This window comes from Gordonia sp. CPCC 205333, assembly GCF_048537885.1.
Lineage (GTDB): Bacteria > Actinomycetota > Actinomycetes > Mycobacteriales > Mycobacteriaceae > Gordonia.
In genome coordinates this window covers 459,412-473,624 of sequence record NZ_JBCLVI010000003.1, presented here as the reverse complement: position 1 = coordinate 473,624, position 14,213 = coordinate 459,412, and the positions used below count along the sequence as shown (strand labels likewise).

Here is a 14,213-nt window from a genome sequence, read left to right as displayed (position 1 = left end):
CCTCCCGGACATTTCCGACCTGCTTTCGGGGTCGCGTATGTCCGGGCGGGTAGGGTTTGCGAGGCGGGTCGGGTTTGCTACCGGCCCAACAACTCGCGAACTGACGCGACGACACCGTCGAGCGAAACTTGCTGCTGCTCACCGGTTTTCAGGTTCTTCACCTCAACCCGACGATCAGCCAGTTCCCGATCACCGAGCACCAAAGCCAACTGTGCACCTGAACGGTCCGCGGCTTTCATCGCACCCTTGAGGCCACGGTCACCGTATGCCAGGTCGACGCTGATCCCCGCCGCGCGCAGTTTTGCCGCCACATCGACCAACTCGGCCTTGGCGTCGGCGCCCATCGGCACTCCGAAAACCGCACAGCGCGGCGGCGATGCCTGCTCGATGCCCTCGGCTTGCAATGCGAGCACGGTTCGATCCACACCGAGTCCAAACCCGATACCCGACAAGTCCTGTTTGCCACCGATCTGACGCATCAAACCGTCGTAGCGCCCGCCGCCGCCGATCCCGGACTGCGCACCGAGACCGTCGTGAACGAATTCGAATGTCGTCTTGGTGTAGTAGTCGAGTCCGCGCACTAGCCGAGGATTCAGCTCGTAGGCCACCCCGACGTTGTCGAGGAGCTTGCGTACCGTCTCGAAATGCTCACGCGCGGAGTCGCTGAGGTAGTCGATCATCAGCGGCGCGTCGGTGGTCGCTTCCTTGATCTCCGGACGCTTGTCGTCGAGGACCCGCAGCGGGTTGATCTCCGCGCGCTTACGTGTCGCCTCGTCAAGATCGAGGCGGAACAGGAACTGCTGCAACGCTTCTCGATAGCGAGGGCGGGACTCGTCGTCGCCCAGCGACGCGAGCTCCAGTCGGTACCCCGTCAGTCCGAGGCGGCGGTAGCCCTCGTCGGCGATCGCGATGACCTCGGCGTCGAGCGCCGGATCATCAACGCCGATTGCCTCAACACCCACCTGCTGCAACTGACGGTACCGCCCGGCCTGCGGACGCTCATAGCGGAAGAATGGGCCTGAGTAGACGAGTTTGACCGGCAATTGGCCTCGATCGAGTCCGTGCTGGATCACCGCGCGCATCACACCGGCGGTGCCCTCGGGCCGCAGGGTGACCGAGCGATCACCGCGGTCGGCAAAGGTGTACATCTCCTTGGACACGACGTCGGTGGATTCGCCGACACCTCGCGCGAATAGGCCGGTGTCTTCGAAGATCGGCAGTTCGATATGTCCGTAGCCGGCGAGGGTGGCCGCTTCGGTCAATGTATTGCGTACCCGGACAAAATCCGCCGATGCCGGCGGGTAGTAGTCGGGAATTCCCTTCGGCGCCTGAAACTCTGCGCTCACAGTCCGTTACGTCCCTTCCTGGGGGTTTCCGAGAGGTCTTGCAGAAATGGATTGCCGACTCGCTCGGCACCGATCGACGTCTGCGGCCCGTGACCGGGCAGTATGACGACGTCGTCGGGTAGCGGCAACAGTTTGGCCGCGATGGAATCCAGGAGTTGCTGATGGCTGCCACCGGGCAGATCCGTGCGACCGATGGATCCGGCGAATAGGACATCTCCGGAGAAGCACACCCGCGCCGCGGCCGGATCAGCCCCGTCCTCGGATGGCACGTCGAGGCCGAGGAGCACCGAACCCTGGGTGTGGCCGGGTGCCAAATCGACGCTCAATCGCAGGCCCGCGACGTCGATGTCCTCACCGTCGGCGAACTCGATGACCTTTTCCGGTTCGCGGAACACCAGGTCACCAATCAACGGTGCCAACGCGTGCCCCAATCCGATTCCCGGATTCGCCAGCATCGGTCGATCATCGGGATGGATGTAGGCCGGAATCGAATATTTGTCGCAGATGTCGGCAGCGTTCCAGGTGTGATCGAGGTGCCCATGTGTCAACAACACGGCGACCGGTGTGAGGGAGTGTTCGGCCAACACGGCGTCGACCTGCGGCGCGGCATCCTGCCCCGGATCGACAATGATGGCGTCACCGCCGGGAGCGTCGGCGACGAGATAGCAATTGGTCGAGAACATGCCGGCGGCGAATCCGGTGATCAGCACAGCGTCGCTCCATTTCTTATCCCACCCGGGGCTATTCGGTTAGTTCTATTGTCGCAGGCTGCGCGAACGATAATCGACACGCCCCACCGCCGCTGCGGCGCCGATGCCAACCCGCTGTGAGTGGTTCACAGGTTCAACTGGCAGACTGGCTTCTCGACGTAGCACGGTTTTCAACTCATAGCTTTTCAGGAGGGTCCGCCAGCGTGTCCACGAATGACGACGGCCAGGAAGACAAGATCGACCTGGGCAAGCCACAGGATGCGTCCGAGCCCACCTCGGCAGCGCTCTCCAACGAACAACGCAGGCAGGCCGCCAAGGCCAAGCTGGAGCAGCGCCTCGAACATGAGCATCAGCAGAGCCGCAAGCGCAAAATCATCATCGCGTCGGTATCGACCGCAGTTGTCGTAGCCGTCGTCGCGACGGTTACCACCATCGTCGTCAAAAATATCCTCGACGACCGCGAAGCGGCGCGCTGGACGACCTGCGCGTACACCAAGGCCGAGGACCCATTCGCGAATATCCCGACGTCGGTTCCCGCATCGGTGCCCGCCGCGCAGCGCGACGCCTATCAGAAGCAGATCGACGAGGCGCAAAAGCAAGCGGCGCAGGCGCGTCCGCTCGAACGTGTCTCACCACAACCCGACAGCAAGCAGCTGAAGTCGGGGACGGTCGGCTGGAAACTCGACACCAACCAAGGCGTCATCCCGATCAGTCTGGATCGCAGCGGTGCGCCCTGTAATGCCGACGCGTTGATCGCCCTGACTCAGAACAAGGCGACCCTCAAGACCAATCCGAAGGTCAGTTTCAACTCGTTCTTCGACCAGACCTCGTGCCACCGTCTGACGACGTCGAAGACTCTCAATGTCCTGCAGTGCGGCGACCCGACCAAGGTCGGAGCGGGAAGTCCCGGCTGGTCGAGTCCAGACGAGTTGCCGACCGACCTGAAGCCTGGGCCAACGCAGGACCCGTCGGGCACCCAGCAGATCGTGGTCTACCCACGCGGAACCGTGGCCATCGCCAATCGCAACAACGCCCAGATGGGTACCGCCAATACCGGTAGCAGCCAATTCTTCCTGGTCATCAGCGACAGCCAGCTCCCGGCGAACTACTCGGTGGTCGGCAAGGTCGACGAGGCTGGCCTGGCCATTCTGGACAAGGTCGCCAAGGGCGGTGTCACCCCCACATCGGCGGAACAGCCCGAAGACGGCACTCCGAAGGTGCCGGTCGACATCAAGACCGCCACTATCAGCTAGTACCTACCGCGGCGACGCCGTTGAAATTGTCCCCCTGGCGGGAGCAGGCGCTATGGGCGTCTGCCCTCGCCAGGGGACGATTTCAGCAAGGGGCGAACAGGGAAAACCGCCAACGCGACTATGCCGCCGACGTGACTCGATACACGTCGTAGACGCCTTCGACGTTGCGCACCACATTGAGCACGTGCCCCAGGTGTTTCGGGTCGCCCATTTCAAAGGTGAATTTGCTGACCGCGACACGGTCGCGGCTGGTGGTCACCGACGCCGAGAGGATATTGACCCGCTCGTCGGCTAGCACCTTTGTCACATCCGACAGCAGCCGGTGCCGATCAAGTGCCTCCACTTGAATCGCCACCAGGAACACCGAAGACGGCGACGGCGCCCAGGCGACGTCGATCAGCCGCTCCGACTGTCCTTGCAGCGACCCGGCATTCGTGCAATCGGTTCGGTGCACGCTCACTCCGCCACCGCGGGTGATGAAGCCGAGAATCTCGTCACCTGGCACTGGAGTGCAACATTTCGCGAGTTTGATAAGCACATTGTCGACACCTTCGACGACGACACCCGCGTCGCCACCCTGCCGTGGTCGCGACGGCATATTCGACGGTGTGGACCGTTCGGCGATCTCGTCGGCGGCTTCGTCGATGCCGCCAAGCAGCGCCACCAATCGTGACACCACATGTTTGGCCGACACCTGATTTTCGCCGATCGCGGAATAAAGCGCGCTCACATCGACGTAGCGCAACTCATTGGCGACGGTGGCCATCGAATCGGCACTCATCAAGCGCTGCAACGGAAGTCCGCCCCGACGTACTTCTTTCGCGATGGCGTCTTTGCCGGTTTCGAGCGCTTCTTCACGGCGCTCCTTGGCGAACCACTGGCGGATCTTGGCTTTCGCGCGCGGCGACACCACAAAGCCCTGCCAGTCCTTCGAGGGTCCGGCATTGGGTGCCTTGGAGGTGAAGACCTCGACCACTTCCCCATTGTCGAGGGTGCGTTCCAAGGCCACCAGTCGACCGTTGACGCGCGCGCCGATACAACGGTGGCCGACCTCGGTGTGCACCGCGTAGGCGAAGTCCACCGGCGTCGAACCCGCTGGCAGGGTGATCACATCACCCTTGGGCGTGAACACGAATATCTCTTTGACGGCAAGGTCATAACGCAAGGACTCGAGGAATTCGCCTGGGTCGGCGGCCTCTCGCTGCCAGTCGAGCAGCTGACGCATCCACGCCATATCGTCGATCTCGGCGGACTCGGCCCGCTTGGCGCCCTTGCCTTTCGACTTGTAGCCGCTCTCCTTGTAACGCCAGTGCGCCGCGATCCCGAACTCCGCGGTGCGGTGCATATCGCGAGTGCGGATCTGCACCTCCAGTGGTTTGCCCTCCGGGCCGATCACGGTGGTATGCAGAGACTGATAGACGCCGTAGCGCGGCTGCGCGATGTAGTCCTTGAACCGGCCCGCCATCGGCTGCCAGAGCGAGTGCACCACGCCAACCGCGGCGTAACAATCACGAACCTCGTCGCACAGAATGCGCATCCCCACCAGGTCGTGGATATCATCGAACTCACGACCTTTGACGATCATCTTCTGATAGATCGACCAGTAGTGCTTCGGCCGTCCCTCGACGGTCGCGGTGATGCGAGATCCGCTGAGCGCGTTGTTGATATCGGCGCGCACCCGGGCGAGATACGTGTCGCGTGACGGCGCCCGGTCGGCGACCAGACGTACGATCTCCTCGTACCGCTTGGGGTGCAGAATGGCGAACGCCAGGTCTTCGAGTTCCCATTTGACCGTGGCCATACCAAGCCGATGAGCAAGGGGCGCAATAACTTCCAGGGTTTCGCGGGCTTTGCGCGCCTGCTTCTCCGGCGGCAGGAACCGCATCGTGCGCATATTGTGCAGACGGTCGGCGACCTTGATGACCAACACCCGCGGATCACGCGCCATCGCGATGACCATCTTGCGGATCGTCTCAGCCTCGGCGGCAGTGCCCAGCGCGACCTTGTCGAGTTTGGTCACACCGTCGACCAGGTGCGCCACCTCGGGGCCGAAGTCTGATTCGAGTTCGTCGAGTCCGTATCCGGTGTCCTCGACGGTGTCGTGCAGCAATGCGGCGACCAACGTCGTGGTGTCCATGCCGAGGTCGGCGAGAATCGTCGCAACCGCGAGCGGGTGGGTGATGTAGGGGTCACCGGACTTGCGGAACTGACCCTGATGACGCTCGTCGGCGACGTCGTAGGCCTGCTCTAGCAATGCGGTATTGGCCTTCGGGTAGATCTCTCGATGCAGCGTGACGAGCGGTTCGAGCACTGGACGCACGGTCGAGCGGGTGGCCGTCATGCGGCGAGCCAGTCGGGCGCGCACTCGACGCGACGTCGAGGTGGTCGCGGCGATCTGTGCACCCCCAGTGGTCGCGGGCTCGACCGGGAGTGGTGTGGGGCTGTCTGCGGGTGCGGAGGAAACGTCCGATGTGTCAGTCACAATGAACCTCCTCTTTGGTAGCGAACCATCGAGTTTAGTCTCGCACAGTTCAGTCAGTGGTAAGGGTGTGGACTACTGTCGCTTCGCCCAGTTCACGTCCGACCGCGGCCCGCCCGCCAAGGCCAGCCAATTCCATGATCACGGCAATCGACGAGACAGTCGCGCCGGCTGTGCGGAGAAGTTGCGCGGCGGCCACCACTGTCCCGCCGGTGGCCAGTACGTCGTCGACGAGCAGTACCCGACGTCCGTGCAACGCGATCGCCCCAGCTGGAATTTCCAGTGTCGCGGTGCCGTATTCCAGGTCATAGGTCCGTGCGTGGACCGGCGGCGGCAACTTGCCCGCCTTACGGACGGCCAGCACCCCGACCCCGAGTTCACGGGCGACGGCTCCGCCGAGCAGAAAACCACGCGCGTCGATGCCTGCGACCAGGTCGATGTCACCGCAGTCGTGAGTCAATGCGGTGACCACCGCCGCTAGTCCGTCGGGATCGGCCAGCACCGGCGTCAAATCCTTGAAGTCGACACCCGGCTTCGGAAAATCCGGCACCAGCCTGGTATGGATGTCGATGGCAGCGCGCGCCGCCGCCAGCGAATCCACCGTCGCGTCGGTCATCGTTTGCTCACCTTCCAGCGATCCATATTCCATCCGGTTCCGCTGCGCGCCGCACTGGGCACGACGCTGCCGACCGTCGAGGCAAAGCCCTGTTGGCGCGGCGTCGCGAACAACGGAATCGACGCGACGTCACGCCAGGCCACGTTCTCGACGGTGCGAGCGAGCCGCAACCGGTCTTCGGCGTTGACAGTCGCCGCGAGTTGATCGATCGCTGCGCTCGTGGGCGGATCGCGGAAGTCTCCGATATTCAGCGGATCGCCGCCACGCAGTTGATAGCTGGTGCGCGCCGGGTCATTCGCACCGGCCGCCGCGAAACTGACACCGCTGGTCAGCAACAGGGCATCGACAGTCCTGCCCAGATCGCCAACTGTAGTCGTCGGCGATGCGGTGTCGGTGACGGTAATGCCAGCTTGTTTGCATGAGTCGGCAATGGCGGCGACCATCGCCTTGTTCCGGGCGTCGCGTCCGCGGTACGCGAGTCGGACCTTCAGCGGTCGCTGCGCGGCGAGTTGCCTGGCCCGTGGCAGGTCGGCACGCTGGTATCTCTTGCCGAATTCCCCGTTGATCGCCGAACCGAGTGTGTCGGCGGGCGACAGAAATCGCAGATTCCATAGTTGTGCGCCGGAACCGAAGCGACGGGTGAGATCGTCCCGCGGGACGCATGACGCGAACGCCTGCCGCTTGACCGGATCGCTGAATGCGCCGGCGGTACTCAGCACAATCTCGTCGATCCCCAGCGCACGTCGCGGATCGGCGACCTTGGCGTTTGCCGAGCCGAGCTGGTCGGCGGCCGATTTGCCGTCGCGCTCACCGAGGGTGCCGTCGGCGATGTCCACGACGTCGAATCCTGCGGGCAGATTCTCCGGCGCGGCGGTACTCCACACCACGACTCGATCAGTGGTCGCCGGGTCACCCCACCATTTCTCGTTGCGGGTAAGAACCAGTCCGCCCTCGGTTGTGAACGATTCGATCTTGTACGGCCCGGACGAGACCAGTCGTGCCGGATCGACGGAGCCGGGCCGCAAGGCGAAGCCGGAATTCCACGACTTCGCGATTCGCGCCATCACGTCCCGATTATTGGCCCGGATCGGATCGACGACACCGGCCACCCCGGCGTCCCGCGCGACGACGTGGCTGGGCAGCAACGTCCCCGCGCCGAACAGGCCGAGCCAATCTCGATAGTCATGCCCCTTGGCAAAAGTGACCGTCGCGGTACGCGCACCCGCGCTGCAGTCGACTTTGGTGATATCGCGATATCCGGCTGTGGTGGCCGGGGCAAAATCTCCGAAGCGACCACTCTGCGCCGCCCACGATAAGAGCAGGTCGTCGCAGGTAATCGCGTTACCGTCGGAGAAGACCGCCTTCGGGTTGAAGTCGTAGCGGACAGTGAGCGACGGTCCCGGCACGACGGTCGCGGTACCGATGTCGTGGTCGGGAATGACCTGTCCGGAAGCGCCGAGAAAGCTGAATCCCGGCAGCACCCGCGAAAACGCCATCAACACACCGTCGGCGTTGCCGGAAACCGTATTCGGGTTATACGTACTGATCCGGGCGTCAACCAAATAGTTGACAGTCGGCGGGGTGTCGTCGCCACACGCGGTGAGCAGACCGAGCCCGGCGACCATACTCACCGTGGCCGCCGCGGCACGCAGGGTACGACGACGGCGACCTGGTGAATTGCGGCGACCCAGTGAAAAGCTGTGCACAGTCAGTGAGGTTAACGTGCGCGCCGGCGTTTTCCGGCCGGACTCGCGGTGCTGCCCGACTTGCGACCGGTTGACCGCCCGCCTGACACTCCGCCACCTACGGCTACCGGCTCGCCAGCGTCGACGCGCGCTCGCCGGTCGAGCACTCGTTTGGTATGCCGGGCCACGTCCTCGCGACGCTCCTTAAGTGTCACCAGCAGCGGTGCCGCTAGGAAGATCGACGAGTAAGCGCCAACGACGACACCGACCAGCTGGATCAGGGCCAGATCCTTCAAGGTTCCGACGCCGAGCATCCACACCGCGATCACCATTAGCGCGATGATCGGCAACACCGAGATGACCGTGGTGTTGATCGATCGCATCAGCGTCTGATTGACAGCAAGGTTCGCCTGTTCGCCGTACGTGCGCCTGGTGGTCGACAACACCGACCGCGTATTCTCGGCGACCTTGTCGAATACGACGACGGTGTCATACAGCGAGAAGCCCAGGATCGTCAGCAGTCCGATGACGGTCGCCGGCGTGACCTCCCAACCGACAAGCGAGTACACACCAGCGGTGCAGATGATGTCGAAGAACAGTGACACCAGCGCCGCGATGGACATCTCCCGGTCGAATCGCACGGCAATATAGACAGTGACCACGAGGAGGAAGACCGCCAGGGCGATCAACATCTTCTCGGTGATCTCGCTACCCCAGGTAGAACTGACATCCGACACCGAAATGTCGGCGCGCTTGAGTTCCGGACTGAATTTCGCGGCCAGGGCGTCTTCGACCTTGCGGTTCTGATCGAGCGAGAGCGCTTCGGTGCGTACGACAATCGTCTGGCTCGCGCCAGTGCCAGCAGTCTGCACCGACTCCGGCCCTTCACCGAGCGCCTTGGTGAATACGTCGGACACCGACTCGGTGGTCACCGCTGACGACGCCGGCACCGAAATCTGCGTACCGCCCTCGAATTCAATACCGAAGGTGAACTGCCGCGTCGCGATGGACAGGATCGAAATCGCGATGATGACAGCGGTGATGATGTACCACATCTTCCGCTTGCCGACGACCTCGAACGCACCGGTACCGGTGTACAACCGCGACAGGAATGACCGCTCCTCGTCGGCGACGTAGTCGGCATCGGGTGCCGACGTCGCGGGCGAAAGCTCCGCATCGGATGATTCCGATGTCCCGTCCACCGTCGGATTCTCGACCGGCAATGTCTCGGTTCCCGCTTCGCCACCGGATGCCTCGAGCGGCGCACGACGACGACCGGTCTTCTGGATCGGGACCCGCGGCGGCGGATTCTTACCCTTACCACCCGCGCGACCGGACAGACTGTCGTTGGATTCAAAACCCTTGCTGGAGAAGCTCATCGCTGCGCCCCCTCATTCTGCGCCGCAGCATTCTGGGCGGCGGCGTGGCGGGCGACAGCTGTACGACGCGCCTCGCGCCGGGAGCGGGCGACCTCGCTGACCGCGCCCAGACCATTGACACTCGGACGTGACAGGAACTCCGACCGGGTCGCGAGGACCACGAGCGGATGGGTGACCAAGAAGACGATCACGACGTCGAGGATGGTGGTCAATCCGAGAGTGAACGCGAAACCACGGACCTCCCCGACGGCCAGGATGTAAATGACGACCGCGGCGATCAAGCTGACCGCGTTGCCGGTCCACACTGTTCGACGCGCGCTGACCCAGCCGCGCGGTACGGCAGATCTGAATGTGCGGCCGTCACGTATCTCGTCCTTAATGCGTTCGAAGTAGACGACGAACGAGTCGGCGGTCATACCGATACCGATGATGAGACCGGCGATTCCGGCGAGGTCGAGGGTGAACCCGATCCATCGACCGAGCAGCACGATGATGCCGTACACCATCGCACCTGCGAGGATCAGCGACGCGATACTCAGGAAGCCGAGCATGCGGTAGTAAGCCAATGCGTAGATCGCGACCGCGATCAAGCCGACCAGACCGGCGATCAGGCCGGCCTTGAGGGATGCCAATCCCAGTGTCGCGGAAACACTTTCGGAATCAGAAGACTTGAAAGACAGCGGCAGCGAACCATATTTCAGAACATTTGCCAGGTCATCTGCCTCACTCTGGGTGAAGCTGCCCGAGATCTCAGTGCTCGGCGTGGTGATCGCGCCGTTGATCGACGGCGCCGAAACGACTCGCGAGTCCAGGGTGAAGGCGGTCTGTTTTCCGGTGTTCTGCGCGGTGTACTTGGGCCAGAAGTCGCGGGCGGCACCCTTGAATTCGACATTAACCACCCAGCCGCCGGACTGCTGAGACATATTCGACGACGCCGTCTTCACATCTCGACCGTCGATGATCTGCGGTCCGAGCAGGTAGACCTCTTTGCCGTCCGTAGAACACGAAACCAGATACTGATCGGACTTGTCGTTACCCAGGAGCGGATCGCCGGAATCCGGCTTACAGTCGACCTTCGCCATCTGAGCCTGCAATTCGCCCAGCCGGGTCTGATCGGCATTAGCCGGTGCCTGACGCAACTTTTGCTGTTCGTCAATCTGACGTGCCGACTCTTGGCTGGTCGACTCGTCGTTGTTGTCGGGCACGGGCGGCTTGGACTTCTGCGGCGTCGCCGGCACAACCGTAACCACCGGTCGGACGTACAACCGCGCGGTCTGTCCGAGCGTCCGCGCTTGTCTGCCATCGTCACCGGGCACGGTGATGATCAGGTTGTCGCCGTTGATGACGACCTCGGACCCTGCGACACCACGTGCGTTGACACGAGTTTCGATGATCTGTTTTGCCTGATCAAGCTGCTCTTTGGTTGGCTTCTGGCCGTCCTCGGTACGCGCGGTCAAAGTGACTCGCGTACCGCCCTGCAGGTCGATGCCTAGTTTCGGCTCGAATGATCCGCCGCCGGTGAACGCGATCAAGCCATACACCACCGCCAGCAGAACGAAGAAGGCGAGTAGTGGCTGCCACGGTGGAACTTCACGGCCCGGCGCGGACCGTTTTGCCGTTGCCCGGCGGGGGGTAGTCACGGTTGTTCAGATCTCCTCGGTGCGGACAGCATCGCGATGGCGTCCGAAATCTCTGCGGCGGCGCGGTCAGCGACCAGCCGGTGACGCCCCGACGGCGTCACTAGGTCAAAACCGATAGGTCACTTCTCGTCGGCCGGCTTGTCGGTGGCGTCGGACTCGAGTGACGGCACCTCCGGCGTCGAATCGTCGGTGACGTTTTTGGTAAGGCTCGGGCCGGCCGGCGTCTGGTCATCGGCATCGTCGTCATGCAGTGCGCCCGAGTAGGTCGCGTCTTCTTCATCGTTGACCAGCGCACCCGGGTAGGTGGCCGCAGCATCCTCGGTGAGCACGACTTCGCGGATCGCGAGCTTATTCCACCGAGTCACGACGCCGGGAGCGATTTCTACATCAACGCTGTCGTCGTTGGTGTCGATGACGGTGCCGTACAGACCCGAGGTCAGCTGTACGCGAGCACCGGTGGTTGCCGAACTCTGCATCTCCTGGACTTCGGCCATGCGCTTCTTCTGCTTCCGAATGCTGAAGTACATGAAACCGCCGAGCAGCACGAGCAGAATCGGGAATAGGAAGTCCATGGTGTTCTAATCAGTCCTCAAGCAATTGGAGTCAGGGCATACGACAACGCCGTGCGCGACGCACTGCCTACCAGTGTGCCATGACTAGCACCGACGGTGTTGCATCCGCCCTGGCGAGCGGTGCTCAATCGGCGTCGAACAGTGCGGTGGTCTGATCTTCCCGGCTCCGTACGCCCCAACTCGCGTTCAATGCACCCGCCGGCGGCGTCAATCCGAGGTGATGCCAGGCCGCCGCTGTCGCGACCCGGCCGCGCGGTGTGCGCGCCATCATGCCCGCCCGAACGAGAAATGGTTCACATACTTCTTCGACGGTGGCCGGTTCTTCACCGACTGCCACCGCCAGCGTCGATACGCCGACCGGTCCCCCGCCGAATCCACGCACGAGTGAGCCGAGTACCGCGCGGTCGAGGCGGTCGAGGCCGAGTTCGTCGACGTCGTAAACCTGCAATGCGGCCTGTGCGATCGCGACGGTGATGGTGCCGTCGGCGCGGACCTCGGCGAAGTCGCGGACCCGACGCAGCAACCGGTTGGCGATACGTGGCGTTCCACGGGAGCGGCTGGCGATCTCCGACGCCGACGCCGCGTCGATCTCGATACCGAGAATCCGCGCCGACCGGGTAAGCACCTGAACCAACTCGGCGGTCTCGTAGAACTCCATATGCGCGGTGAAACCGAACCGGTCGCGCAGCGGCCCGGTGAGCGAGCCAGACCGGGTTGTAGCTCCCACCAGCGTAAATGGTGCGACGTCGAGCGGAATTGAGGTGGCTCCGGGCCCCTTGCCGACGACGACGTCAACCCGGAAATCCTCCATCGCCAGATAAAGCATCTCCTCGGCGGGCCGGGCGATCCGGTGAATTTCGTCGATGAACAGCACGTCACCTTCGACCAGATTCGAGAGCATCGCGGCCAGGTCACCCGCGCGTTCGAGTGCCGGGCCGGAGGTGACTCGGATGGCCGAACCCATTTCGCTGGCGATAATCATCGCCAGCGACGTCTTGCCAAGTCCGGGCGGACCGGACAACAGGATGTGATCGGGTGTGCCGCCGCGTCCCTTGGCCCCGTGCAGCACCAGCTCCAGCTGTTCGCGGACCTTGGGCTGGCCGATGAAGTCGGACAGTGATCGCGGTCGGAGATTGGCATCCAGATCGCCGTCTGAGCTGACCCGACCGGCGTTCACCGTGCGGTCGGACCAGGCGTCATCTTCAAGTTCAGCGTCCATTACCGACTACTCCCCTTGCCGAGTATCGACAGTCCCGCCCGCAGCGCGTGAGCCGAATCGGCGTCTGGCGTCTCGGCAAGGACCGCAGCCACCGCCTTCTCTGCCGAGGCAAGTGGAAAGCCAAGTCCCACAAGCGCTTCAGTGACCTGCTCGGCCACCGAACCGGTCGGCGCGACAATCGATCCGGATACCCCCGCGGCTGCCACCGCAGTCACCTTGTCCCGCAATTCGACGACCAGCCGCTCCGCTACGCGCTTGCCGATACCCGGCACCGTAGTCAGCGCTTTGACGTCGGATTCCGACAGTGCCCGACGCAAAGCCTCCGGTTCCAGAACCGCAAGGGTGGCCATCGCGAGCCTTGGCCCAACGCCGGTCACCGTCTGCAACAATCCGAACAGGTCACGCGATTCCGGGTCGGTGAACCCGTAGAGGGTCATCGAGTCCTCACGCACAATCATGGCCGTGAGTAACGTCACCTCCGCGCCGCGATGCACCGACGACAACGTCGGGGGCGTCACCAGGACGCGATATCCAACCCCCGCGCAGTCCACGACGACGTGATCGAGCGCGACGTCCATCACCGGACCTCTCACTGCCGCAATCACTTTCGTACCTCCTGGGCAGCAGCGCGCGCCTGCGCGATGCGTTGTTGATGATGGCGTTGCGCCACCTTGGCCCGACGTTCGGCCTCCGCCATGCGTTCCATCATCGGCCCGCGCCAGCAATGGGTAATCGCCAACGCGAGTGCGTCGGCGGCATCGGCCGGCTTGGGCCGCGTCTGCATACCGAGTATTCGGGTGACCATCGACGTCACCTGCGCTTTGTCCGCGCGCCCCGATCCGGTGACCGCGGCCTTTACTTCCGACGGAGTGTGGAACCGCACCGGAATCTCATTCTGTGCGGCCGCGAGTGCGACAACTCCGGCCGCCTGCGCGGTACCCATCGCAGTCGACACCTGATTCTGCGCGAACACCCGCTCAACCGCGACGACGTCGGGACGATGTGTATTGATCCAGTGGACCGCAGCGGTATGCACGGCCAATAACCGATCGGCCAGATCCATATCCGCCGGTGTACGCACCACATCGACGTCGAGTGCGACGACCGACCGACCCGCACCTGACTCGACCAGTGCGATACCGCACCTGGTCAGTCCGGGATCGACACCCATGACCCGCACACCACACCTCCGACACTCCAAAGCGAACAGCTGTTCGAGAGTCTAGCCGGTGGGTATGACAGCCGAGGGGAGCAACACGCATTGTGCTGCTGCCCACCCAACACCCCCGAAGCCAAAGAGAATCCCCTGCCGCG

General features: G+C 63.4%; 12 protein-coding genes. 1 reads left to right on the top strand and 11 read right to left on the bottom strand.

Going from position 1 to position 14,213, the window contains the following annotated elements:
• Positions 1-77 precede the first annotated feature (77 nt).
• Entirely contained in the window at positions 78-1,346 is a 1,269-nt protein-coding gene (gene hisS, locus AAFP29_RS12460; protein WP_419217675.1) for a histidine--tRNA ligase, read from the bottom strand.
• Complete coding sequence (locus AAFP29_RS12455; protein WP_419217674.1) at positions 1,343-2,056, bottom strand: MBL fold metallo-hydrolase; 714 nt, start codon at positions 2,054-2,056, stop codon at positions 1,343-1,345. The genes hisS and AAFP29_RS12455 overlap by 4 nt, the downstream gene beginning before the upstream one ends.
• 242 nt (positions 2,057-2,298) lie before the next feature.
• Between AAFP29_RS12455 and AAFP29_RS12450 the strand changes: the two genes are divergently transcribed.
• Positions 2,299-3,309: a peptidylprolyl isomerase gene (locus tag AAFP29_RS12450; RefSeq protein WP_419218089.1), complete on the top strand. Its 1,011-nt coding sequence runs from the start codon at positions 2,299-2,301 to the stop codon at positions 3,307-3,309.
• A gap of 118 nt (positions 3,310-3,427) precedes the next feature.
• On the opposite strand, the gene AAFP29_RS12445 is transcribed toward AAFP29_RS12450, so the two are convergent.
• The 9 genes from AAFP29_RS12445 to ruvC all read right to left on the bottom strand — a co-directional run bounded on the left by AAFP29_RS12445 (position 3,428) and on the right by ruvC (position 14,079).
• A complete protein-coding gene (locus AAFP29_RS12445; protein ID WP_419217673.1) occupies positions 3,428-5,791 on the bottom strand; it encodes a RelA/SpoT family protein in 2,364 nt (787 codons plus the stop codon).
• 49 nt (positions 5,792-5,840) lie between these two features.
• A complete protein-coding gene (locus AAFP29_RS12440) occupies positions 5,841-6,404 on the bottom strand; it encodes an adenine phosphoribosyltransferase (RefSeq protein WP_419217672.1) in 564 nt (187 codons plus the stop codon).
• The gene (locus tag AAFP29_RS12435; RefSeq protein WP_419217671.1) at positions 6,401-8,110 is read right to left on the bottom strand and encodes an ABC transporter substrate-binding protein; all 1,710 of its coding nucleotides are present in this window, start codon (positions 8,108-8,110) and stop codon (positions 6,401-6,403) included. Before AAFP29_RS12435 ends, AAFP29_RS12440 begins: the two co-directional genes overlap by 4 nt.
• A gap of 11 nt (positions 8,111-8,121) precedes the next feature.
• The gene (gene secF / locus AAFP29_RS12430; protein WP_419217670.1) at positions 8,122-9,468 is read right to left on the bottom strand and encodes a protein translocase subunit SecF; all 1,347 of its coding nucleotides are present in this window, start codon (positions 9,466-9,468) and stop codon (positions 8,122-8,124) included.
• On the bottom strand, positions 9,465-11,108 hold the full coding sequence (gene secD, locus AAFP29_RS12425; protein WP_419217669.1) for a protein translocase subunit SecD: 1,644 nt from the start codon (positions 11,106-11,108) through the stop codon (positions 9,465-9,467). The genes secF and secD overlap by 4 nt, the downstream gene beginning before the upstream one ends.
• A 119-nt stretch (positions 11,109-11,227) precedes the next feature.
• A complete protein-coding gene (yajC, locus tag AAFP29_RS12420; RefSeq protein WP_419217668.1) occupies positions 11,228-11,680 on the bottom strand; it encodes a preprotein translocase subunit YajC in 453 nt (150 codons plus the stop codon).
• A 124-nt stretch (positions 11,681-11,804) separates the two neighbouring features.
• Positions 11,805-12,899 (bottom strand): Holliday junction branch migration DNA helicase RuvB, encoded by a 1,095-nt coding sequence (gene ruvB / locus AAFP29_RS12415; RefSeq protein WP_419217667.1) that lies wholly within the window; start codon positions 12,897-12,899, stop codon positions 11,805-11,807.
• A complete protein-coding gene (gene ruvA, locus AAFP29_RS12410) occupies positions 12,899-13,504 on the bottom strand; it encodes a Holliday junction branch migration protein RuvA (RefSeq protein ID WP_419217666.1) in 606 nt (201 codons plus the stop codon). Before ruvA ends, ruvB begins: the two co-directional genes overlap by 1 nt.
• A complete protein-coding gene (ruvC, locus tag AAFP29_RS12405) occupies positions 13,501-14,079 on the bottom strand; it encodes a crossover junction endodeoxyribonuclease RuvC (protein ID WP_419217665.1) in 579 nt (192 codons plus the stop codon). Before ruvC ends, ruvA begins: the two co-directional genes overlap by 4 nt.
• Positions 14,080-14,213 lie beyond the last annotated feature (134 nt).